The sequence below is a fragment of the Pseudomonas sp. J452 genome (assembly GCF_024666525.1).
Classification (GTDB): Bacteria; Pseudomonadota; Gammaproteobacteria; order Pseudomonadales; family Pseudomonadaceae; genus Aquipseudomonas.
In genome coordinates this window covers 996,089-1,017,632 of sequence record NZ_CP088294.1, presented here as the reverse complement: position 1 = coordinate 1,017,632, position 21,544 = coordinate 996,089, and the positions used below count along the sequence as shown (strand labels likewise).

Here is a 21,544-nt window from a genome sequence, read left to right as displayed (position 1 = left end):
GAGCGTTGCCATGCGGGGCAGCGGGTCGGCATGCGGACTGTTGTGGGAAGACATCTGTGGAAAAACGTCTGTGGGCAATCGACCAGGCTACTGTGCGCGCCTGCTGCACAGGGCGCCTGACCCATAACGCCAACCTGTTGACCGAGAATGCCAACCTGCATGACTGAAGCTTCCACCCTGGCCAGCTGGACCCGTGCCCTGCGTCGCCAACTCGACGGCCTCGGCCTGGACAGCGCCGCCCTGTGCCGCGAGGCCGGCCTCGACCCGCAGCTGCTGGACGACGCCAACGCGCGCTACCCGCTGTCGGCCACCACCCGCCTGTGGCAACTGGCCGTGGCCGCCAGTGGCGACCCGGCGCTGGGCCTGAACACCTCGCGGCACGTGGCGCCGACCACCTTCCACGCCCTCGGCATGGCGGTGATGGCCAGCGGCAGCCTGCGCGAGATTTTCGAGCGCATCGTGCGCTACCACCAGGTGGTCAGCGATGCCCTGGAGCTGGAGCTGCGCGATGTCGGCGACAGCTGCGAGCTGCATTTCCGCCTGCCGCCGGGCGGTTCGCTGCCGGCACCCGAGGCCATCGATGCCTTCGCCGCGATCTACGTGCGCACCTGCCGCAATCGCCTGGGGCGCAGCTACGCGCCGCTGGCCGTACACCTGCGTCGGCCGCCGCCGGCCGATCCGCAGCCGTGGCTGGAGGCGTTCCGCGCACCGGTGCATTTCGCCGCCGCCGAGGACGTGCTGTGCTTCGCCCGCGCTGACCTCGATCGCCCGCTGGATGACGGCAACCCCGAGCTGGCCGCGCACAACGAGGCGGTGCTGCGCAAACGCCTCGACGCCTTGCAACCGGACACCGTTGGTCGTCGCCTGCGCCGCGCCCTGGAACAATGCCTGCCGAATGGCGAGCCCTCCGCCGAGGTGCTGGCCCATGGTCTGCACCTGAGCCTGCGCAGCCTGCAGCGCCACCTCAGCGAGGAAGGCAGCAGCTACGAACAGGTGCTCGCCGAGACCCGCCATGCCCTGGCTGTGCAACACCTGGGCGAGGCCGACTGCTCGATCAGCGAAGTCGCCTACCTGCTCGGTTTTGCCGACAGCAGCAGCTTCAGTCGCGCCTTCAAGCGCTGGAGCGGGCAGAGCCCCAGCCAGTACCGCGCCAGCCTGAACTGCGGCTGAACGCCTGTAGCGCAGGACGAACAGCACTACAGGATGTTTTTGCACGTTCGTTCTGAATATTGAACGCTCGTGCGGCGCGTCTTCACCTGCCCCGGTAGCCGCGTCACTCATGGCCCGGCTGGCTGGCGAAGGGGTAGCAGGGAAATCGGCGGCGCATCCCGGCTGTTCATACTTTTTTGCTATTTTGTGGTTTTTATCGAACATCCCTATTGCCCTTTGCCGACGCTGGCCCTAGGATTCGTTTGACATTTCAAACGCCCGTCACGCCGTTTCCGGCGGACTACATTTACTGCTTCACTGCCTGCCTTGTTGGCGCCGTGCATCAGGAGAAAGCCATGCAACTCAAAGACGCCCAGTTGTTCCGCCAGCAAGCCTATATCGACGGTCAGTGGCTGGACGCCGACAGCGGCCAGACCATCGCGGTCAACAACCCGGCTACCGGCGAGATCATCGGCCAGGTGCCGAAAATGGGCCGCGCCGAGACCCGTCGCGCCATCGAAGCCGCCGAGCGCGCCCTGCCGGCCTGGAGCGCGCTGACTGCCAAGGATCGCGCCAACCGCCTGCGTCGCTGGTTCGAACTGATGATGGAAAACCAGGACGACCTCGGCCGTCTGATGACCATCGAGCAGGGCAAGCCGCTCAGCGAAGCCAAGGGCGAAATCGCCTACGCCGCCTCTTTCCTCGAGTGGTTCGCCGAAGAAGCCAAGCGCATCTATGGCGACACCATTCCCGGCCACCAGCCGGACAAGCGCATCATCGTGCTCAAGCAGCCGATCGGCGTGACCGCGGCCATCACCCCGTGGAACTTCCCCTCGGCGATGATCACCCGTAAAGCCGGCCCGGCCCTGGCCGCCGGTTGCACCATGGTGCTCAAGCCCGCTTCGCAGACTCCGTACTCCGCCCTGGCCCTGGCGGCCCTGGCCGAGAAGGCCGGGATTCCGGCCGGCGTGTTCAGCGTGGTTACCGGCAGCGCCGGCGAAGTCGGCGGCGAGCTGACCAGCAACCCGATCGTGCGCAAGCTGACCTTCACCGGCTCCACCGAGATCGGTCGCCAGCTGATGGCCGAGTGCGCCCAGGACATCAAGAAGGTGTCCCTGGAGCTGGGCGGCAACGCGCCGTTCATCGTCTTCGACGACGCCGACCTGGATGCCGCCGTGGAAGGTGCGCTGATCTCCAAGTACCGCAACAACGGCCAGACCTGTGTCTGCGCCAACCGCCTGTACATCCAGGACGGTGTGTACGACGCCTTCGTCGACAAGCTGAAAGCCGCCGTGGCCAAGCTGAAGATCGGCAACGGTCTGGAAGACGGCACCACCACCGGCCCGCTGATCGACAACAAGGCCGTGGCCAAGGTCCAGGAACACATCGAGGACGCCATCAGCAAAGGCGCCAAGCTGGTTGCCGGCGGCAAGCCGCACGCGCTTGGTGGCAGCTTCTTCGAGCCGACTATCCTGATCGATGTACCGAACAACGCCGCCGTCGCCAAGGAAGAGACCTTCGGCCCGCTGGCGCCGCTGTTCCGCTTCAAGGACGAGGCCGAAGTGATCGCCATGTCCAACGACACCGAGTTCGGCCTGGCTTCCTACTTCTATGCCCGCGACTTGGGCCGCGTGTTCCGCGTGGCGGAAAAGCTGGAGTACGGCATGGTCGGCATCAACACCGGGGTGATCTCCACCGAAGTGGCGCCGTTCGGCGGCGTGAAGGCTTCCGGCCTGGGTCGTGAAGGTTCCAAGTACGGCATCGAGGACTATCTGGAACTGAAATACCTGTGCCTGGGCGGTATCTGAAACTTGCCCATGATTTGCTGCGCGTCGGCCATACGGCGTTGAAACTGGCCTCGGGATGCTCATTTACAGCTCGTAAACTGCGCTCCCTCGGCCACTTTCGCCTTGTCTGGCGCTAGCTCGCTACATCATGAACAAGTTTTCATAGTTTTGATTTTCCGTGGGTGTCGGGTGACAGGCAGGAGCCGTGGTCACCCGGCGTCGGCGTTTCCGGTGGTGGCACCGGCGAACCCTGCAGACGAATCGGCAGGCGCTTGGCAGTTCGATCATCGCTAGCTGCCAAGCCCCGCCCCATCGTCATCATCCTTGGACCAAGCCGCGCCAACACAAGCGGTCGATGAGGAAACCATGAGCAAGACCAACGAATCCATTCTGCAACGCCGTGCTGCCGCTGTTCCGCGCGGTGTAGGTCAAATCCACCCGATCGTCGCCGAGCGCGCCGAGAACGCCACCGTGTGGGACGTCGAAGGCCGCGAGTACATCGACTTCGCCGGTGGTATCGCCGTACTTAACACCGGCCACCTGCACCCGAAAGTGGTGGCAGCCGTGCAGGAGCAGCTGACCAAGCTGTCGCACACCTGCTTCCAGGTGCTGGCCTACGAGCCCTACATCGAGCTGTGTGAAGAAATCGCCAAGCGCGTGCCGGGCAACTTCGCCAAGAAGACCCTGCTGGTCACCTCCGGCTCCGAAGCCGTCGAGAACGCCGTGAAGATCGCCCGTGCCGCCACCGGCCGTGTCGGCGTGATCGCCTTCACCGGCGCCTACCACGGCCGCACCATGATGACCCTGAGCCTGACCGGCAAGGTCGTACCGTACTCCGCCGGCATGGGCCTGATGCCCGCTGGCGTGTACCGCGCCGTCGCCCCGTGCGAAATCCACGGCGTCAGCGAAGACGAGTCGATCGCCAGCATCGAGCGCATCTTCAAGAACGACGCGCAGCCCCAGGACATCGCCGCCATCATCATCGAGCCGGTGCAGGGCGAAGGTGGTTTCTACGTCAACTCGCCGGCCTTCATGAAGCGTCTGCGCGCCCTGTGCGACCAGCACGGCATCCTGCTGATCGCCGACGAAGTACAGACCGGCGCCGGCCGTACCGGCACCTTCTTCGCCAGCGAGCAACTGGGCATCGTGCCGGACCTGACCACCTTCGCCAAATCGGTCGGCGGCGGTTTCCCGATCTCCGGCGTGTGCGGCAAGGCCGAGATCATGGACGCCATCGCTCCCGGCGGCCTGGGCGGCACCTATGCCGGCAGCCCGATCGCCTGCGCCGCGGCCCTGGCCGTGCTGAAAGTGTTCGACGAAGAGAAGCTGCTGGAGCGCAGCCAAGCCGTGGGCGAAAAGCTCAAGGCCGGCCTGCGTGAGATCGCGGCCAAGCACAAGGTCATCGGTGACGTGCGCGGCCTGGGTTCGATGATCGCCATCGAGCTGTTCGAAGGCGGCGACGCCAACAAGCCGGCCGCCGAGCTGACCGGCAAGATCGTTGCCAAGGCGCGCGACAAGGGGCTGATCCTGCTGTCGTGCGGCACCTACTACAACGTGGTGCGTTTCCTCATGCCGGTCACCATCCCCGATGCCCAGCTGGAAAAAGGCCTGGCCATTGTGGCCGAGTGCTTCGACGAACTGGCGTAACTGCTCTGCCGAGGCTTCCTCCTCCCCGTTGGAAGCCTCACAGAATCCGCCTGAAGCTCACCAGGCCAGGCGTTTCTTCAAGGCCCGCGCAAGCGGGTCTTTTTTTGCCTGGCGAATAGTTGGCTCAGCCGTAGCCCGGATGCAATCCGGGAAGCAGGCAGCTCCCTCCCCGGATTGCATCCGGGCTACCAACGCGGGCATCGCGAAGAGCCTGTTTACGATCTTTTGGGCTAGAGCCAGGCAAGGCAAAAGCAGCCGAGGAAGCGGAGTTTACAGTTGTAAATGAGCATTCCGAGGCTGCTTTTAACGCCGCATGGCCGACGGCCAGGAGATCGTAAATAGGTTCTTAGGCCTGCAGCGCTTCCGCGACAAAGTCCAGACGATCCTGGCCGAAGAACAGCTCGTTGCCGACGAACATGCTCGGCGCGCCGAATACCCCGCGCTTTACCGCTTCCTCGGTGGTGGCCTTGAGTTGGTCCTTGACCTCCTGCTCGGCCGTCAGCGCCAGCAGCGCCGGGGCATCGAAACCGGCTTCGCTCAGCACCTTGCCCAGCACCGCCAAGTCGCCAAGGTTCAGCGCGTCGACCCACAGCGCCCGGAATATCGTCGCCACATAGGCGTCGAAGCGCTCCGGCATGCGCAGTTGCACCGCCACCGCGCCGCGCATCAGGCCCAGGGTGTTGATCGGAAAGTGCGGGTTGAACTGCATCGGCACCTGGTAGCGGCGGGCGAAGCGCTGCAGGTCCTGGAGCATGAAGCGGCCCTTGCTCGGGATGGTGATCGGCGAGGCGTTTTTCGTCGCCTGGAACACGCCACCGAGCAGCATGGGTTTGTACACCAGCTCGGCATCCGCAGCGGCACAGAGCGCCGGCAACTGGGTCCAGGCCAGGTAGGTGGTGGGGCTGCCGAAGTCGAAGTAGAACTCGACGGATTTGCTCATGAATGGCTCTCTCTTGTGATTGTTCTAGCGAGGTTCCGCGACCCAGCGAGCGGCGCTCAGGCTAGGCGGCGAAGTGGGGAGAAAGCGCAGTTGGCTGCTGCCAATGAGCATTTCGCACCGCTTCGCCAACAACGCCTGGGCGTCGCGCAGCGGGTCGATGCAAGTCACCATTTTTCCATCCAGGGGCGCAGATCGAGTTCAAAGGTCCAGGCATCGCGTGGCTGGGCATGCAGGAACCAGTAGTTGTCGGCGATATGTTCGGGATTGAGGATACCGTCCTGCTCCTTGCGCGCGTACATCTCGGGGAAGCTGTCGCGGATAAAGGCGGTGTCGATGGCACCATCCACCACCACGTGGCCGACGTGGATGTTCCGCGGGCCCAGCTCGCGCGCCATGCTCTGCGCCAAGGCGCGCACGCCGTGCTTGGCGCCGGCGAAGGCGGCGAAGTGCGAGGCACCGCGCAGGCCGGCAGTGGCGCCGGTGAACAGGATGGTGCCACGGCCACGGGTGACCATGCGCCGCGCTACCGCCTGGGCGGTGAGGAAGGCGGAGAAGCAGGCCATCTCCCAGATCTTGAAGTATTTGCGCGCGGTCTCTTCGAGGATGCTGCACGGCACGTTGGCGCCGATGTTGAAGACGAAGGCCTCGATCGGGCCGATGCTGCTCTCGATCTGCTCGACCAGTGCGGCGACCTCTTCCTCCTTGCGCGCATCCGAGGCGAAGCCATGGGCCTGGCCGCCGGCGGCGCGGATTTCATCGACCAGCGGCTGCAGCTTGTCGGCGCTGCGCCGGGTCACGCAGGCGATATAGCCTTCGCGGGCGAAACGCTTGGCGATGGCCCCGCCGGTGGCGTCGCCGGCACCGATCACCAGTACCACTTTGTTGTCGTTGTTCTGCGTGCTCATGGATTTCACCTTTACTAAACGATCGTTAGTTAAACGAACGTTATGCTACGCTTGCGGCATCGTCAAGCAGGTTTAGCAGCGGAGACCCCCATGCGCTATTCAGCCGAGCACAAGGCCCAGACCCGCGAGAAGCTGTTGCAGAGCAGTGGCGCCATTGCCAAGCAGGGCGGCTTTTCCGCGGCGGGTGTGGACAGCCTGATGAAGGCCATCGGCCTGACCGGCGGGGCGTTCTACAGCCACTTTCCGTCGAAGAACGACCTGTTCAGCGCCATCGTCGAACGCGAACTGAGCCACAGCGCGGCTCGGCTCGGTGACAGCGCTGACGCCAGCCGCGCCAAGCTGCAGCGCTGCCTGGAGCGCTACCTGAGCATGGCCCATGTGCAGCATGCGGACAGCGGCTGCGCCATTCCCACCCTGGGTGCCGAGATCGCCCGCGCCGACCTCGTCGTGCGCGAGCAGGCCGAGCACTGGCTGGTGCGCCTACAACAGGCCTGGAGCGAGGTGCTGGGCAGTGGCGAACTGGCTTGGGCGATTCTCGCCCAGTGCGTTGGCGCGCTGGTGGTGGCGCGCATGCTGGCCACGGAGCAGCGCCAGGAAGAAGTCCTGGATGCCAGTAAGGCCTGGCTGAACGCCAGTTTGAACCAGGCATCGAGCTGAAAGTGGCGCAATAGAGCCTTGCGCTCTCGCTAATCGAATTGCTGGCGGGTTAACCTGACGGGAGGCTCAACATCCCGTCGGATTACTCTGGCGTGCCCAGTGGCAATCCGTAGACTGGCGCGCCTTTCGCCTGACGCCACTATTTTGCCATCATTTTTGAGGTTTCCATGACTGTCCCGGTTGCTGCTCCGGAGATTCTGATTGCCGAAGCGAACCCCTGGACAGCCGATCTGCTTGCCCAGCTGGTGCTCGACGTGCGCGGCGATGCCGTGGTGACCAAGGTCGCTGATGGCCAGGCGGCGCTGGCTCGTTGCCGGCGCCGGCTGCCGGACCTGGTGATTGCCGATGGTGAGCTGGCCGCGCTCGACGGCGTCGAGTTGCTGCGCCAGGTGCGCCGCCATCCGCGCACCCCGGTCTTGCCCTTCATTCTGATCAGCCGCCACACCGATGCGCGCAGCGTGCGAGCGGCCCTGCCGCTGGCACCGACTGCCTACCTGGCCAAGCCGTTCAACGCGGAAATCCTGCGCCAGCGCCTGCAAGGCCTGCTGCAGGTGCCGGGTGTGGCCGTCGCCCAGCCGCGCCAGCCACTGCTGGTCAGCGATCTCAACGAATACCTCGATAGCGTGCGTGAGGAAGGCCAGGGCGCGCCGCTGCTGGGTGACCTGCGCGACGCGGTGGCGCGCAGCCTGCAGGCGGCGGAACTGAGCCTGGGTGAACTGGAGCAGGAGTTTGTGCGTGATCCGCAGATCACCGCGCGCCTGATCGCTGCCGCCAACAGTGGCGCCGAACACCGTGGCGTGGCCTGCCAGACCCTGTCCCAGGCCTTGCAGCGCCTGGGTGTGGCACGCAGCCTGAACCTGGTGCTGGGCCTGGCCGTGCAGCGCAATGCCTTGCTGCAGGATGCCCGCCTGAGCGAGCTGGCCCTGCTGGCGGGTCGCCAGGCCCAGCAGAGCGCGGAGCTGGCCTACTGGTTGGCCGGGCGCCTGGGCCTGGATAACGAGCTGTGCTACACCGCCGGCCTGCTGCATAACATTGGCGAGCTGGCCCTGCTACGCAGCCTGCAGGATTGGCTGGATGCCGGCGGCGAGCTGGGCAATGAGCAGATCGACACGGCCTTGCGCCGACGAGCCGCCGGTTTCGGTTCGGCCCTGCGTATCCGCTGGCGCCTGCCATTCGGCCTGCGCGAACTGATCGCGGCCTTTTATGCGCTGGGCAGCGGGGTGTTCTCCCGCGAGGCGCTGGTGCTCAACCTGAGTGCTGAGTTCCTCGCGCTGCCGGCCAATCAAGGCCCGGAGCAGCTGGAGGAGTGCCGTGCGGCGAGTATGTTGCGGCTGTCGGCGGCCGTGCTCGGCCAGGTTCCGCCGAGTCTGTTCAGGCGCGACTGACCGGAGCCGTCGAACGCTCGACCGCCTGGTCGGCCAGTTCCACCAGCGGCTTGGGCTGGTCGATGAAATAGCCTTGGGCGAAGTCGATCCCCAACTCGCGCAGGCATTCCAGGCCCGCGCTGTTCTCGACGAACTCGGCCACCGTCTGCAAACCCAGTTGCCGGGCGATCTGCACCATGGAGCTGACCATGGCGCGGTTGATCGGGTCGCGCTCGATGCCGAGGATGAAGGTGCCGTCGATCTTCAGCAGGTCCAGCGGCAGGTGGCGCAGGTAGGCGTAGGAGGCGAAGCCGCTGCCGAAGTCATCCAGCGCCACCTTGATGCCCCGGCTGCGCAGCCGTTCGATCCAGCTGGCCGAGGTGCCCAGCTCGGCCAGGGCGACCATCTCGGTGATTTCCAGGCACAGCTTGCCGGCCGGCAGACGCTGGTTATCCAGCAGTTCGTCGAGCAGGTGGTGGAACTCGGGGTCGAGCAGCGAGGGCGCGCTGAGGTTGAGATTGACCTGTTGCAGGTGCGCCGCATGCTGCGGATTCTGCCCCAGCCACTGGCAGTAGCGGCGCAGCACCCAGCGATCGATTTCGGCGAGGAAGCCATAGCGCTCGGCGGCCGCGAAGAACTGCCCCGGGGCGATCCATTCGCCTGACTGCGGGTCGCGGTAGCGCAGCAGTACCTCGTAATGCCAGCCGCTTTCGCTGTGCTGCAACGCCTGCACCGGTTGGTAGAACAGCTCGAAATGCTCTTGTTCAATGGCTTCGCGCAGGCGGTTGATCCATTGCAGCTGGCGCTGGTGTTCGAGCAGGGCGCCGTCCGCCGGGTTGAACAGGTGCACGCGGTTGCGCCCCTGGGCCTTGGCCATGTGACTGGCGTTGTCGGCCCAGTTCAGCGCCATTTCCCAGTCATCCACGCCGGAGTCCAGTTCCAGCACGCCGATGCTGGCGTACAGGGAGAACGGCCGGCCGTCGTAGCTGAACACGAACTGGGCCACGGCTTCGCGCAGGTGCTCGGCCTGGAGCAGGGCCTGCTGGGTGTCCGTGCCAGTCAGCAGCACGGCGAACTCGTCGCCACCGATACGCGCCAGCTCGCTGGTGCTGGGCAGGCGGCCGAGCAGGTAGCTGGACAGTTGGCGCAGCAACTGGTCGCCGGCGGAGTGGCCGCAGAGGTCGTTGACCTGCTTGAACTGGTCGAGGTCGAGAAACAGCAGGTGGCTGAAGTGCCGGCCATGCCGCTGCAGGCTCTCTTGCAGCAGACGCTCCAGCTCGCGGCGGTTGATCAGCCCGGTCAGCGAGTCGTGCGCCGCCAGGTTGGCCAGGCGCTGCTCCAGGGCGCGTCGTTCGCTGAGGTCGACGACGATGCCTTCGATGCAATGCTGCTCGCGCTGTTCGTGCAGCGACAGATGCACCCAGCGCACTTGGCCACCACAGGCCAGCAGCTGCACTTCGCCACTGGCGGTGGGTTGCGCGGGGCTGAGTTGGGCACGCAGGCGCTGCCAGTCGTTACTGGCAATCAGGTTGTACATGGGTTGGCCCTGCAGCTGCGTGCTCTGCCCGTTGCCCAGATTGAGCAGGCGCAGGAAGCTCGGGTTGCTCTCCAGCAACACCCCCTGCAGGTTGCAGCGGAAGATGCCTTCGGCGGCATTGCGGAACAGCGCGCGGTATTGCTCCAGGTTGACGATGGCCTGGCCCTGCGAAGCCAGCAGGGCCTTGCGCACATGGTCGAGCTGGCGGCCGTTGAGCACGCCGAAGAGGAACACGCTGATCACCGGCAGCCAGGCATGCAGGGTGTCGACCAATGCGCTGCGCGGGATTACGGCGCTGCGGCTCAGCGAGAGCAGCAGCATGAGCAGGATGGCGGCACCCCAGAACAGGGCGAACCAGCCGGCATAGGGGCGGCGCAGGTGCAGGGCGAAGAGGGTCAGGGCCAGCTGGAAAAGGCCGGTGGCGAGCATCAGCTGATTGAAAACGGCGGCTGGCAGGTGCTGCCCCGGGCTCAGCTGCACCCACAGCTGTGCGCTGACCAGGATCAGCAACAGGGCATTGCGCAGCCAGCGTACCGGACGCTGGTCGAGTTTGAGCGAGGTGCTGATGAACAGGGTGCTGAAAATCAGGGTGAGGGCGCCGCTGATATTGATCTCGAACAGCGCCATGGCCGGCCAGTGTGGCCAGAGCAGCAGGCTGGTCAGGTCGTTGATTGCCGCGCTGTACCAGGCCACGCTGAGAATGGTGGCGCAGTAGTAACCCAGGCTGCGCTCGCGCACGGAGACGAACTTGAGCAGGTGAAACAGCGCCATCACCAGCAGTGCGCCGACGATCAGGCCGTTGCCCAGCCAGCTGCTGGCCAGTAACTGGCTCTTCTGCTCGGCGGGTATCAGTTTCAGCGGCAGGCTGATCGACGAGCTGCTGCGCACCCGCAGTATCACTTCCAGCTCGCCAGTGCCGTGGGTTGGCAGTGGTAGCAGGAAAGCCCGTAGCGGCTCATCGCGGCGGGCAAAGGGCAGGGTATCGCCAGTCTGCCGGTACAACTGCAGCTGGTCGTTGCTGAACACCCACAACTGCACGTCATCCAGATAGGTATGGTCCAGCCACAGGTAATCGCGCTGGCCGGGCACGCCGCTCAGGCGCATGCCGAGCCACCAGGTGCTGGCGCTCCAGCCCAGGGATGGCGTGCGGGTAAAGGTACTGCCAGCGCTGAGCAGGCGCACGCGGGCTTCGCGCACATCCCACTGGCCCTGTGGCTCCTCCAGCAGGCGCACGTGCAGGGCGCTAGCGTCCGGCTTGGACCACAGCTGATTGAGCGGTAATTCGGCGCGCGCAGTGGCCATCAGGCAGGTGAGCAACAGCAGGCTCAACACAGGTTTCAGCCAGCGAACAGCAAATGGCATGCATGGCACCTGAGCGCAGGAGAATGGATGGAAGCGGTGAGGTGGGCCCGATGGCGACCCTAGGCAAGCTTAGCCGAGGCTGTCGCTATTGGCCTTGCGCCACTAGTCGATTTGCGCAACTTGACGCAGGCACTCCAGGTCGAGGATTTCGATCTCGCCGTAGTTCAGGCGCAGGGCGCCGCGGGCTTCCAGTTCCTTGAGGATCTGGTTGGTGGTCTGCCGCGACAGCGCCAACATCAAGGCAAGCTGTTCCTGGGCCAGGTGGATCACCCGCCGCGGGCCGGTCTCGCCATAACCCTCGGTGATCAGCAGCAGGCGTCGGGCCAGGCGTGGTGCCGCCGGCAGCAGGCTCATCTCCTCCAAGGCGATAAACGCCAGGCGCAGCTTCTGGCTCATCAGCAGGGCGAACTCGCGCCAGTAGTGCGGCTGCTGTTCGAGCAGCGCCAGCAGTGCGCTTTGCGGCACCTGCAGCAGGCGGGTCGGGCCCTCGGCGTAGGCGTCATGGGTGCGTGGCTGGCCGTCGAACAGGGAAATCTCGCCAAACCAGTAGGGCGGCTCGACCAGGGTCAGCAGCGCTTCCTTGCCATCGCGATTGACCGCGCCCACGCGGATCGCCCCGTCGAGCACGGCATACAGGCCGCAGGGCGGATCGCCGCGGCGGAACAGACGCTGTCCAGCACCCAGCTGGCGCTCGCTGGCTTGGTCGAGCAGGGCTTGTTGCAGGGCGGCGGGCAGGTGGCTGAACCAGTGCCCGGCGAGCAGTTGCTGGCGCAGGGTGTTGGGGCTGGGCATCGCGTCTCCTGGGTTTGTCGGCTAGCTGACAGAGGCAATCGACGGTACAGGGCCATTATCGATCAACCTGCCTGAATTATTGCGGAGATAGCCGATGAAGTCCCTTGTCGATCACCTTGGTCAGTACGCCGAGTACCACCGCGACCGGCGCAACATCTTCAGCCACTTCATCGGTATTCCATTGATTGTGGTGGCCGTCGCCGTGCTGTTGTCGCGCCCCGGTTTCGAACTTGCCGGCCTGTGGTTGTCGCCGGCGCTGCTCACGGCAGTCGCCGCCGGCGTCTTCTACCTGCGTCTGGACCTGCGTTTCGGCCTGCTGATGGCCGCCTTGCTGGCGCTGTGCCTGTGGGCCGGCGCGGCGCTGGCGCAGCAGAGCACCCTGGTCTGGCTGAGCGCCGGCCTGGGCCTGTTCGTGGTCGGCTGGATCATCCAGTTCATTGGCCACTACTACGAGGGGCGCAAGCCGGCCTTTGTCGACGACCTGATGGGCCTGGTGGTTGGCCCGCTGTTCGTGGTGGCCGAGCTGGCCTTCCTCTGCGGCCTGCGCGATGAAGTGCGCCAGGCCGTGGAGCAGCGCGCCGGGCCGACCTGTATCCGCCCGGGCAAAGCCCTGGCCTGAGAACCTGTTAACGATCTCCTGGCCGTCGGCCATACGGCGTTAAAAACAGCCTCGGAATGCTCATTTACAGCTCGTAAACTCCGCTTCCTCGGCTGTTTTTGCCTTGTCTGGCTCTAGCCCAAAAGATCGTAAACAGGTTCTGAGCCGCGCCCCTTATGCAAACGCCCGCCTGGTGCCGAGCCAGGCGGGCGTTTTTTCTTTAGTGAGCAGGGCGCGGAGCTGCCTGTTTCCCGGGTTGCATCCGGGCTACAACTTTAGCGCTTTGCTCCCCTCTCCCATTCTCGGAGAGGGTTTGGCTTCACCCCCTGCACCCCGCAGTCTTCCAGGCGGTAGAGGGACATTTCTGATATCCGAAACAGACTCTCAAGGTGGCTGCTCGGGGCAGCAGTTAACGGATACACAGGCATGAAAAAGCCGGGCATTGGCCCGGCTTGAAGGTTCCGTTGCGCCTGCTGTCAGGGCGCTGGTTCGACCGCGTTGATGGCCATCCACTGGCTGCTCAGCGAGCGCGCATGGCGGTCCACGGTGGTCGGTGCAAAGGCGCGGCCGGAGGCGCTGGCCAGGGCGTTGCTCTGGCTGTTCATGTCGAGCAGGGCGGCGCGCAGGAAGTTCCAGCGGGTTTTGAGCTTGGCCAGGGCCGGGTTGCTCTTGTCGTCGAGGTTCTTCATTTCTGCGTCGATGTCCGGTACCAGCACGCGCTCGTCCTGGCCGATGTAGTTGTCCGGCTGCTCGCGGGCAATCTCGAAGGTGCCGATGTAGGAGCGGCTCAGGTACTGCACGGCGAGGTATTCGACCTTGCCTGGCAGTTCGCCTTCTGCAGTGGCGCCGGGTACTGCGCGGGCCACGGTGAGCAGGTCACGCAGGGCTTGGGCCAGTTCTTCCGGATAACGCCATGGCACGTTGTCTTCGTTGGGGCCAAAGGAAACACCTAGGCGTAACTGGGTAACAAGTTTGGTTGTCAATCCGGGAATTTCCGAGCTGGCGCTCATGGCATTCTGGGATGCCGCTTCCAGATCAACGATATCCTTCTCCAGACGCGCCAGATGGGCCTCCTGGAAGCCCTCGCCGCGCAGCAGCAGCAGGCTGCCGGTGGCGCGGCTGGCAAAAACCTGAACCTGTTCGGCCGCCGTCATCTGGGCGGAGGAGGCTTGTGCAGAGAGCAGCGTCAAAAGCCCCATACAGAGAAGAAAAAATCTAGCAATCAAAGGGTTACGGATCATGCCGTGGTACTCCTTATTATTCTTGTGAACCGCGGGATCGTCGGCAAAGAGCAGCCACCGCGCAGTGGCAACAGCCTACTGTGCTTGTCATAGCAAAGGATGAGCCAAAAGAGTGATTTGCGTCGCAATTCTGGCGCCGCAGAGCCGTTGCGGCTCTGCCTGTGCTACCGGGGTTAGCGAGCGGACTGCGCCTGCCAGACCTTGGGCTTGAAATAGAGGGTTTCACCACGGATCAGCCCGTTCAGGCTGTCGTGATCCTTGACCACTTCCGCTTCGATCAGCTCGTCCTGGCCGTTGACCTTGAGGGTCACCCGGGTGATCGCGCCGAGCGGACGGATATCGCGCACTTCGGCGCTCTGGTGCTCGGCCACTGCCAGGCGCGACAGCGAGATCTCGTGCGGACGGAACAGCAGGTGCTGGTCCTCGCTGATATGCAGGCGGTTGGAATCGCCGAGGAAGTGGTAGACGAAGTCGCTCGCCGGCTTCTCGTAAACTTCGCCCGGCGTGCCGATCTGCTCGATCACGCCCTTGTTCATCACCACGATGCGGTCGGCCACTTCCATGGCTTCTTCCTGGTCGTGGGTGACGAACACCGAGGTCAGATGCACTTCCTCGTGCAGGCGCGCGAGCCAGCGGCGTAGCTCCTTGCGCACCTTGGCGTCGAGGGCTCCGAAGGGTTCGTCGAGCAGCAGCACCTTGGGTTTGACCGCCAGGGCGCGGGCCAGGGCGATGCGCTGGCGCTGGCCGCCGGACAGCTGTTCCGGGTAGCGGTCGGCCAGCCAGTCGAGCTGGACCATGCCGAGCAGCTCATGCACGCGTTCGGCGATCTCGGGCTCGCTGGGCTTCTCGCCCTTGGGCTTCATGCGCAGGCCGAAGGCGACGTTGTCGAACACCGTCATGTGGCGGAACAGGGCGTAGTGCTGGAACACGAAACCGACGTTGCGATCACGCACGTCGTGGCGCGATACGTCTTCGCCATGGAACTGGATGCTGCCGTTGTCCGGGGTTTCCAGGCCGGCGATGATCCGCAGCAGGCTGGTCTTGCCGCAGCCGGAGGGGCCGAGCAGGGCCACCAGTTCGCCGCTGTTGATGTCCAGGTTGATGTCGTTGAGCGCGCGGAAGGCGCCGAAATTCTTGCTGACGTTACGGATTTCGATGCTCATGGCTTATTCCTCGTCGGCATTCGATTTGAGGCGGGACAGACGCGCTTCGCTCCACTGCTTGAGCAGCAGGATGATCAGGGCCAGGGCCAGCAGCAGGCTGGCCACGCTGAACGCGGCGACGTGGTTGTATTCGTTGTAGAGAATCTCGACATGCAGCGGCAGGGTGTTGGTGTAGCCACGGATATGCCCGGACACCACCGACACCGCGCCGAACTCGCCCATGGCCCGCGCGGCGCACAGCACCACGCCGTAGATCAGGCCCCATTTGATGTTGGGCAGGGTCACGTGCCAGAACATCTGCCAGCCGTTGGCGCCGAGCAGGCGCGCGGCTTCTTCTTCCTGGGTGCCCTGTTCCTGCATCAGCGGGATCAGTTCGCGGGCGACGAAGGGCACGGTGACAAACACCGTGGCCAGGACGATGCCCGGCAGGGCGAAGATGATCTGGATGTCGCGCTCCTGCAGCCACTCGCCGAAGAAGCCCTGGGCGCCGAACAGCAGCACGTAGATCAGGCCGGCGATCACCGGCGAGACCGAAAACGGCAGGTCGATCAGGGTCACCAGGATGCTCTTGCCGCGGAACTCGTACTTGCTCACGCACCAGGCGGCGGCCGCGCCGAACACCAGGTTGAGTGGCACCGCGATGCCCACGGCGAGCAGGGTCAGTTTCAGTGCGGACAGCGCATCCGGCTCGATCAGCGCGGTGAAGAAGGTGCCCAGGCCGAGCTTGAGCGCCTCACTCAACACCACCAGCAGCGGCAGCAGGAGAAACACCACGAAGGCTAGCCAGGCGCCGAGGATCAGGGCGATGCGACCGGCGCGGCTGCCGCGGCGGGCGGCATTGGCGCTGGCGGCAGCACTGAGGGTAATAGATGTCATGGCGGCTCCTCAGGGCTTTTCGATACGGCGCTGCAGCAGGTTGATCAGCAGCAGCAGGATGAAGGAGACCACCAGCATCAGCACGCCGATGGCTGTGGCGCCGGTGTAGTCGTACTGATCGAGCTTGACCATGATCAGCAGCGGCAGGATCTCGGTCTTCATCGGCATATTGCCGGCAATAAAAATGACCGAGCCGTACTCGCCGACGCCGCGGGCGAAGGCCAGGGCGAAGCCGGTCAGCCAGGCCGGCAGCAGCGCCGGTACGAGGATATGGCGGAACACCTGCAGCGGCTTGGCGCCCAGGCAGGCGGCGGCTTCCTCGACTTCACGGGGGATGTCGGCGAGTACCGGCTGCAGGGTGCGCACCACGAACGGCAGGGTCACGAAGGTCAGCGCCAGGGTGATGCCCAGCGGTGTGTAGGCGATCTTGAAGCCGAGCCAGGTGGCGATCTGCCCGACCGGGCCGGCCGGGGCATACAGCGCGGTGAGGGCGATGCCGGCCACGGCGGTGGGCAAGGCGAACGGCAGGTCGATCATCGCATCGATGACCTTGCGGCCGGGGAAGGTGTAGCGCACCAGGGCCCAGGCCAGCAGGGTGCCGATGATGCCGTTGATCACGGCGGCGGCGAAGGCGGTGGCGAAGCTGAGTTTCAGTGCGGCCAGCACCCGCGGTGCGGAGATGATGGCCCAGAATTCGCCCCAGCTGAGCTGGGCGGCGTGGACAAACATGGCACCCAGGGGAATCAGCACCAACAGGCTGAGGTACACCAGGGTGTAGCCCAGCGTCAGCCCGAAGCCGGGTATGACGGGGGAAATGCGGCGTGACATGATTTTGGCCTTGGCTGGTTTTGCGACGAAGGAATGACGTGCCGCGTGTAGGGTGGAAGTCGCTTTTCACTTCCACCAGCGGGCCTCGCGGAGGTCGATGGCGGATCGGTGGAGCGCGATCCACCCTACGGACGACGACCTACTGCGCCTGATAGATCTGGTCGAAGATGCCGCCGTCGTTGAAGAACTTCGGCTGTGCGGTTTTCCAACCGTTGAAGTCCTTGTCGATGGTCACCAGCTTCAGTTGCGGGAACTGCTTGGCGTACTCGGCGGCGACCGCTTCGTTACGCGGGCGGTAGAAGTTCTTCGCGGCGATGCGCTGGCCTTCTTCGCTGTACAGGTAGTTGAGGTAGGCGGTGGCCACTTCACGGGTACCTTTCTTGTCGACGTTCTTGTCGACCACGGCTACCGGCGGCTCGGCGAGGATCGACAGGCTCGGTGCGACGATCTCGAACTGGTCACCACCCTGTTCTTTCAGCGCCAGGAAGGCTTCGTTTTCCCAGGCCAGCAGTACGTCGCCGATCTGGTTGTTGACGAAGGTGATGGTCGAACCGCGGGCGCCGGTGTCCAGCACCGGGACGTTCTTGTACAGCTTCTCGACGAATTCCTGGGCCTTGGCTTCGCTGCCGTACTTCTGTTGGGCGAAGGCCCAGGCGGCGAGGAAGTTCCAGCGTGCACCGCCAGAGGTTTTCGGGTTGGGGGTGATCACTTCCACGCCCGGCTTGACCAGGTCATCCCAGTCCTTGATGCCTTGCGGGTTGCCCTTGCGCACCAGGAACACGATGGTCGAGGTGTAAGGCGTGCTCGATTGCGGCAGGCGGCTCTGCCAGTCCGCCGGGATCAGCTTGCCGAGCTTGTTCAGTTCGTCGATATCGCCGGCCAGGGCCAGGGTCACCACGTCGGCACGCAGGCCGTCGATCACTGCGCGGGCCTGCTTGCCGGAGCCGCCGTGGGATTGCTGCACGGTCACCGCTTCCTTGCCCTGGGCGGTCCAGTGCTTGTTGAAGGCGGCGTTGAACTCCTGATACAGCTCACGGGTCGGGTCGTAGGACACGTTGAGGATTTCCGTAGCGGCAGTGGCTGGGCCGGCGATCAGGGCGGAGGCCAGAGCGGCCAGGGCGAAACGGCGAATGGACATGGTGGTGCTCCTGAGAATTCTGCGGTGTTGGCGTGTAGGTATTGTTGGTTTCAGGTTCAGTGCACCCTCTGGTTGTCCAGTCGGGCTGTTCGTTAGGTGATCAGGCTTGTTTGCTGGCCGAGGCCTGCAGGCGGAATTTTTCCTTGCGCTCGATCTGCACGACCTGGGCGTTGTGGATGGTGATTTCCACCGCACCAAAACGCAGGCCCTGCAGGGCTGCCTGGATCTCGCGCAGGATGCTGGCTTCGTCCTGGCCTTCGACGCTTCTGAGAGTGGCGCTCATGATTCGCTCCTATGCAAAGGTGCCCTTACCGAGGATGGGTGGTGGGCGTGGAGCGGATAGTAGGGGTAGATCGAATATGCTTAAAAAGAATATTTAATGATTTATATATTCCTTAATTGCCTAAGCAATTCTGCTTCTACTGGCTCCCGTAATGCTTCAGTGGCCCTGTCTTGCCAATCTGCATGTGCGACGGTGTCTGGTTCCTGACTGAGTTGACGGATTTTCTGCCACTCGTCACATCATCGGTTTCTCCCCATCGCCAGGCTCTACCGTGGGGCATAGTCTATGAGCAGGTAGTCAGGAGATGACTTCATGGACGACAACAGCCAAGCGCCGAGCGAACTGGAAACCCTGACCCTCGCCCTGCTGCACAGCCGCGGCGAGGTCGAGCGCTTGCGCGAGCGCGAGCAGCTGGTCAGCAGCCTGCTGGGCAGCGTCAACGTGGTGCTGTGGGCTTTCGACTGGCAGCAGCAGCGGGTGGTCTACGTCAGCCCGGCCTATGAAAACGTATTTGGCCGCTCGGCCGCCCTGCTGATGAGCGACTACGGCGAGTGGCTCAACAGCATCTACCCAGACGACATGGAGTACGCCGCACAGAGCCTGGCCGCCGTGCTCGAAGCCGGCGCGGTGGAACAGCGTGAATACCGCATCATCCGTGGCGACGGGCAGATCCGCTGGCTCAGCGACAAGTGCTTCGTCAGCCCGCGCAGCACCCCCGAGGGCCAACCACTGATCGTCGGCATTGCCGAGGACATCACCGAGAAGAAGCAACTGCAGGGCGAGCTGCACCGCCTGGCCACCACCGACGTGCTGACCGGCATCCACAACCGCCGCTACTTCTTCGAGAGCGCCGAGCGGGCCCTGGAGCAGGCGCGCGGCAATGGTCACGAGTTGGCCTTCCTGCTGTTCGATATCGACGATTTCAAGAAGATCAACGACAGCCACGGCCACCAGACCGGCGACCGCGTGCTGCAACGCATCGCCCACTGCGGCGCCTATGTGCTGCGCCGCGACGACCTGTTCGGGCGCATCGGCGGCGAGGAGTTCGCCGCTATTTTTCCCGGCTGCGATGCCCAGCAGGCCAGGCAGATGGCCGAGCGTCTGCAGCGCGAGGTGCAGCGCCTGAGCTTCACCGCCGCTGAGCAGACCTTCGGCGTGACCATCAGCCAGGGCCTCACCAGCCTGGGCCCGGATGACAACCTCGAAGCGCTCTACGCGCGCGCCGATGAGGCCATGTACCAGGCCAAGCACAACGGCAAGAATTGCATCGTGCTGGGGTGAGGTAGCGAACGTGTTGACGAGTCTTCTTGCCGCGCCACAACGCATTGCAAGCAGGTCCGGACTGCGTTGCCCCCTCTCCCGTTTACGGGAGAGGGTTGGGGAGAGGGGCGCTGCCGCGGCCCGCAACAAGCCGTCAGGTTTCCATGTCAATTAAGTTATAAACAAATAATTTCTTATTCCTTAACATCTTTATTTCGCCCTCTTAGACTGGCCTCCATACACCGCTTAAGGAGGCCCGCGATGCGCAGCCAATCCATCCGTTATCTGATTCTGCCGGGCTGGCAGGGCTCGCCGGACAATCACTGGCAAAGCCACTGGCTGCGCAGCCTGCCGAATGCCTCGCGGGTCGAGCAGGCCGACTGGGATCAGCCCGATCCGGCCAGTTGGGTCGCCGCCCTGGAACGCGCCATCAGCGCCGCCAACAGCCCGGTGATCCTTATCGCCCACAGCCTCGGCTGCATCACCGTGGCGCGCTGGGCGGCGCAGGCGCCGCTGGCGTCCTTGCGCCAGGTGCGGGGGGCCTTGCTGGTGGCTCCGGCAGATGTCGAACGGCCCGGTTGCCCGCCGGCGCTGCAAGGCTTTGCACCAATCCCGCGGGACTTGCTGCCGTTTCCCAGCCAACTGGTCGGCTCCGACAACGATCCAGCGGCGAGCGCCGCCCGCGCCCTGCAACTGGCCCGCGACTGGGGCGCGCAGGCTGCCGTGCTGACGGGGGTCGGGCATATCAACGTGAAATCTGGCCACCAGCGCTGGGAGCAGGGTTTCGCCTACCTGTACCGCCTGCAGAGCCAGATCGAGCAGCAGGCGCGGCGGCGCGCGTGAAACGTCGCACGCCCCGTTCACTCAAGCCGCGAATGCCCGGCGGCTCGCCCGTTCCCGTCCTTCGTTCACCCTGAGCCCACTGCCGTGCGGTGGCTCATCCCGTATAGAGAAGCGATCCATGAGCCGCCCCGATTATCCCCAGCAAGCCTTGCTGACCTTTGCCGACACCGAGAAGAGCCCGCTGAGCATCCGCGCCAAGGCGCTGGTGTTCGTCGACCCGCGTTCCCGTGAGCTGCGCGAGCAGGCCAACCTGCTGGCCACCCTCGACTTGCCGGTGCTGATCGTCGGCGAGACCGGCACCGGCAAGGAGCTGCTGGCCCGGCATATCCACCGTGAGAGCGAGCGCGGCGGCCTGTTCGTCGCGGTCAACTGTGGGGCGATCAGCCCGCAGTGGGGCGAGGCCGAACTGTTCGGCTATGCCGCCGGCGCCTATGCCGGAGCGACCAGCAGCCGCGCCGGCTGGTTCGGTTCGGCCACCGGCGGCACCCTTTATCTGGATGAAATCGGCGACCTGCCGCGGCCGCTGCAGGACCAGTTGCTGAGTGTGCTGGAAACCCGCGAGGTACTACGCGTCGGCGCCCATCACGCGACCCCGGTGGATGTACGCCTGGTGGTCGCCACCAGCATCGACCTGGCCCAGGCGGTGGCCGCCGGCAAGTTCAGCGAGCGCCTCTATCTGTACCTCAACGAAGGCCGCCTGGAACTGCCGGCGCTGCGCGAGCGGCCCGGCGATATCCTGCCGCTGGCCGAGTATTTCCTCGGCATCTACGCCCAGCGCCTGGGCCTGGCCATTCCGCTGCTCGGCACGGCCGTGCAGGCCGCTCTGGAAAGCCATCCTTGGTACGGCAATACCCGCGAGCTGGAGAACGTCATCCACTTCGCCCTGCTGGTCAGCAGCGGCGCGGAGATCCTCCCGCAGCATCTCAACCTGCCGGCCAGTGCGCCGTTGCAACTGATCGAGCAGCAGTTGGCGCGGCTGACGGCGGAGGAACGGACGGAGCTGCGGCAGTGGCTGGCGTCCTGACGGTTGCTTCGTTAGCAGCCCCACCTCATGCGTAGGGCGGGTGCAACCCGCGTCGGCACATGGCGCGGGTTGCACCCGCCCTACGGCGAGGCATACCGGCAGCATCTACTGGCCCGGCATACAAGCAGCAAGCAAAAAAACGGGAGCCGC

19 protein-coding genes are annotated in these 21,544 nt (G+C 64.7%); 9 read left to right on the top strand and 10 right to left on the bottom strand.

From position 1 onward, the window contains the following. The first annotated feature begins 159 nt into the window (after positions 1–159). The 3 genes from LRS11_RS04580 to gabT all read left to right on the top strand — a co-directional run bounded on the left by LRS11_RS04580 (position 160) and on the right by gabT (position 4,583). Positions 160–1,170, top strand: a complete 1,011-nt coding sequence (locus LRS11_RS04580; RefSeq protein WP_260495726.1) for an AraC family transcriptional regulator — start codon at positions 160–162, stop codon at positions 1,168–1,170. 335 nt (positions 1,171–1,505) lie between these two features. Continuing rightward, positions 1,506–2,957, top strand: coding sequence for an NADP-dependent succinate-semialdehyde dehydrogenase (gene gabD / locus LRS11_RS04575; RefSeq protein ID WP_260495725.1), 1,452 nt, complete (start codon positions 1,506–1,508; stop codon positions 2,955–2,957). A 345-nt stretch (positions 2,958–3,302) separates the two neighbouring features. Then, positions 3,303–4,583 (top strand): 4-aminobutyrate--2-oxoglutarate transaminase, encoded by a 1,281-nt coding sequence (gene gabT / locus LRS11_RS04570; protein WP_260495724.1) that lies wholly within the window; start codon positions 3,303–3,305, stop codon positions 4,581–4,583. Positions 4,584–4,929: 346 nt separating this feature from the next. On the opposite strand, the gene LRS11_RS04565 is transcribed toward gabT, so the two are convergent. Next, complete coding sequence (locus tag LRS11_RS04565; RefSeq protein WP_260495723.1) at positions 4,930–5,523, bottom strand: 2-hydroxychromene-2-carboxylate isomerase; 594 nt, start codon at positions 5,521–5,523, stop codon at positions 4,930–4,932. A 164-nt stretch (positions 5,524–5,687) separates the two neighbouring features. After that, positions 5,688–6,428, bottom strand: a complete 741-nt coding sequence (locus LRS11_RS04560) for an SDR family oxidoreductase (protein WP_260495722.1) — start codon at positions 6,426–6,428, stop codon at positions 5,688–5,690. Between the two features lie 90 nt (positions 6,429–6,518). On the opposite strand from LRS11_RS04560, the gene LRS11_RS04555 reads away from it, so the two are divergent. After that, entirely contained in the window at positions 6,519–7,085 is a 567-nt protein-coding gene (locus tag LRS11_RS04555) for a TetR/AcrR family transcriptional regulator (RefSeq protein WP_260495721.1), read from the top strand. A 167-nt stretch (positions 7,086–7,252) separates the two neighbouring features. After that, on the top strand, positions 7,253–8,470 hold the full coding sequence (locus tag LRS11_RS04550; RefSeq protein WP_260495720.1) for a response regulator: 1,218 nt from the start codon (positions 7,253–7,255) through the stop codon (positions 8,468–8,470). On the opposite strand, the gene LRS11_RS04545 is transcribed toward LRS11_RS04550, so the two are convergent. Both LRS11_RS04545 and LRS11_RS04540 read right to left on the bottom strand, forming a co-directional pair. Then, on the bottom strand, positions 8,457–11,348 hold the full coding sequence (locus LRS11_RS04545; RefSeq protein WP_260495719.1) for an EAL domain-containing protein: 2,892 nt from the start codon (positions 11,346–11,348) through the stop codon (positions 8,457–8,459). The two genes, LRS11_RS04550 and LRS11_RS04545, sit on opposite strands and share 14 nt — an antisense overlap. 102 nt (positions 11,349–11,450) lie before the next feature. Then, the gene (locus LRS11_RS04540; RefSeq protein WP_260495718.1) at positions 11,451–12,140 is read right to left on the bottom strand and encodes a Crp/Fnr family transcriptional regulator; all 690 of its coding nucleotides are present in this window, start codon (positions 12,138–12,140) and stop codon (positions 11,451–11,453) included. A gap of 94 nt (positions 12,141–12,234) precedes the next feature. Here LRS11_RS04540 and LRS11_RS04535 point away from each other — a divergent pair, with 94 nt between their 5' ends. Continuing rightward, complete coding sequence (locus LRS11_RS04535; protein ID WP_260495717.1) at positions 12,235–12,759, top strand: DUF962 domain-containing protein; 525 nt, start codon at positions 12,235–12,237, stop codon at positions 12,757–12,759. 455 nt (positions 12,760–13,214) lie between these two features. On the opposite strand, the gene LRS11_RS04530 is transcribed toward LRS11_RS04535, so the two are convergent. The 6 genes from LRS11_RS04530 to oscA form a co-directional block, all read right to left on the bottom strand. Next, positions 13,215–13,937, bottom strand: coding sequence for a hypothetical protein (locus LRS11_RS04530; RefSeq protein WP_260495716.1), 723 nt, complete (start codon positions 13,935–13,937; stop codon positions 13,215–13,217). 215 nt (positions 13,938–14,152) lie between these two features. Further along, positions 14,153–15,142 (bottom strand): sulfate/molybdate ABC transporter ATP-binding protein, encoded by a 990-nt coding sequence (locus tag LRS11_RS04525; protein WP_260495715.1) that lies wholly within the window; start codon positions 15,140–15,142, stop codon positions 14,153–14,155. A 3-nt stretch (positions 15,143–15,145) separates the two neighbouring features. Next, positions 15,146–16,018 (bottom strand): sulfate ABC transporter permease subunit CysW, encoded by an 873-nt coding sequence (gene cysW / locus LRS11_RS04520; protein ID WP_260495714.1) that lies wholly within the window; start codon positions 16,016–16,018, stop codon positions 15,146–15,148. Between the two features lie 9 nt (positions 16,019–16,027). Then, positions 16,028–16,846 (bottom strand): sulfate ABC transporter permease subunit CysT, encoded by an 819-nt coding sequence (gene cysT, locus LRS11_RS04515; RefSeq protein ID WP_260495713.1) that lies wholly within the window; start codon positions 16,844–16,846, stop codon positions 16,028–16,030. 139 nt (positions 16,847–16,985) lie between these two features. Continuing rightward, entirely contained in the window at positions 16,986–17,984 is a 999-nt protein-coding gene (locus tag LRS11_RS04510) for a sulfate ABC transporter substrate-binding protein (protein ID WP_260495712.1), read from the bottom strand. Positions 17,985–18,084: 100 nt separating this feature from the next. After that, a complete protein-coding gene (gene oscA, locus LRS11_RS04505; protein ID WP_260495711.1) occupies positions 18,085–18,267 on the bottom strand; it encodes a sulfur starvation response protein OscA in 183 nt (60 codons plus the stop codon). Between the two features lie 312 nt (positions 18,268–18,579). Here oscA and LRS11_RS04500 point away from each other — a divergent pair, with 312 nt between their 5' ends. The 3 genes from LRS11_RS04500 (at position 18,580) to LRS11_RS04490 (ending at position 21,394) form a co-directional block, all read left to right on the top strand. After that, on the top strand, positions 18,580–19,548 hold the full coding sequence (locus tag LRS11_RS04500) for a GGDEF domain-containing protein (RefSeq protein ID WP_260495710.1): 969 nt from the start codon (positions 18,580–18,582) through the stop codon (positions 19,546–19,548). Between the two features lie 240 nt (positions 19,549–19,788). Further along, entirely contained in the window at positions 19,789–20,370 is a 582-nt protein-coding gene (locus LRS11_RS04495) for an alpha/beta hydrolase (protein ID WP_260495709.1), read from the top strand. 118 nt (positions 20,371–20,488) lie between these two features. After that, complete coding sequence (locus LRS11_RS04490) at positions 20,489–21,394, top strand: sigma 54-interacting transcriptional regulator (protein ID WP_260495708.1); 906 nt, start codon at positions 20,489–20,491, stop codon at positions 21,392–21,394. Positions 21,395–21,544: the final 150 nt, after the last annotated feature.

What these genes read in the sequence shown, in the direction of transcription:
- LRS11_RS04580 (WP_260495726.1), top strand. Translation starts at nt 160, where the DNA reads ATGACTGAAGCTTCCACCCTGGCCAGCTGGACCCGTGCCCTGCGTCGC.
- gabD (WP_260495725.1), top strand. Translation starts at nt 1,506, where the DNA reads ATGCAACTCAAAGACGCCCAGTTGTTCCGCCAGCAAGCCTATATCGAC.
- gabT (WP_260495724.1), top strand. Translation starts at nt 3,303, where the DNA reads ATGAGCAAGACCAACGAATCCATTCTGCAACGCCGTGCTGCCGCTGTT.
- LRS11_RS04565 (WP_260495723.1), bottom strand. Translation starts at nt 5,523, where the DNA reads ATGAGCAAATCCGTCGAGTTCTACTTCGACTTCGGCAGCCCCACCACC.
- LRS11_RS04560 (WP_260495722.1), bottom strand. Translation starts at nt 6,428, where the DNA reads ATGAGCACGCAGAACAACGACAACAAAGTGGTACTGGTGATCGGTGCC.
- LRS11_RS04555 (WP_260495721.1), top strand. Translation starts at nt 6,519, where the DNA reads ATGCGCTATTCAGCCGAGCACAAGGCCCAGACCCGCGAGAAGCTGTTG.
- LRS11_RS04550 (WP_260495720.1), top strand. Translation starts at nt 7,253, where the DNA reads ATGACTGTCCCGGTTGCTGCTCCGGAGATTCTGATTGCCGAAGCGAAC.
- LRS11_RS04545 (WP_260495719.1), bottom strand. Translation starts at nt 11,348, where the DNA reads ATGCCATTTGCTGTTCGCTGGCTGAAACCTGTGTTGAGCCTGCTGTTG.
- LRS11_RS04540 (WP_260495718.1), bottom strand. Translation starts at nt 12,140, where the DNA reads ATGCCCAGCCCCAACACCCTGCGCCAGCAACTGCTCGCCGGGCACTGG.
- LRS11_RS04535 (WP_260495717.1), top strand. Translation starts at nt 12,235, where the DNA reads ATGAAGTCCCTTGTCGATCACCTTGGTCAGTACGCCGAGTACCACCGC.
- LRS11_RS04530 (WP_260495716.1), bottom strand. Translation starts at nt 13,937, where the DNA reads ATGGGGCTTTTGACGCTGCTCTCTGCACAAGCCTCCTCCGCCCAGATG.
- LRS11_RS04525 (WP_260495715.1), bottom strand. Translation starts at nt 15,142, where the DNA reads ATGAGCATCGAAATCCGTAACGTCAGCAAGAATTTCGGCGCCTTCCGC.
- cysW (WP_260495714.1), bottom strand. Translation starts at nt 16,018, where the DNA reads ATGACATCTATTACCCTCAGTGCTGCCGCCAGCGCCAATGCCGCCCGC.
- cysT (WP_260495713.1), bottom strand. Translation starts at nt 16,846, where the DNA reads ATGTCACGCCGCATTTCCCCCGTCATACCCGGCTTCGGGCTGACGCTG.
- LRS11_RS04510 (WP_260495712.1), bottom strand. Translation starts at nt 17,984, where the DNA reads ATGTCCATTCGCCGTTTCGCCCTGGCCGCTCTGGCCTCCGCCCTGATC.
- oscA (WP_260495711.1), bottom strand. Translation starts at nt 18,267, where the DNA reads ATGAGCGCCACTCTCAGAAGCGTCGAAGGCCAGGACGAAGCCAGCATC.
- LRS11_RS04500 (WP_260495710.1), top strand. Translation starts at nt 18,580, where the DNA reads ATGGACGACAACAGCCAAGCGCCGAGCGAACTGGAAACCCTGACCCTC.
- LRS11_RS04495 (WP_260495709.1), top strand. Translation starts at nt 19,789, where the DNA reads ATGCGCAGCCAATCCATCCGTTATCTGATTCTGCCGGGCTGGCAGGGC.
- LRS11_RS04490 (WP_260495708.1), top strand. Translation starts at nt 20,489, where the DNA reads ATGAGCCGCCCCGATTATCCCCAGCAAGCCTTGCTGACCTTTGCCGAC.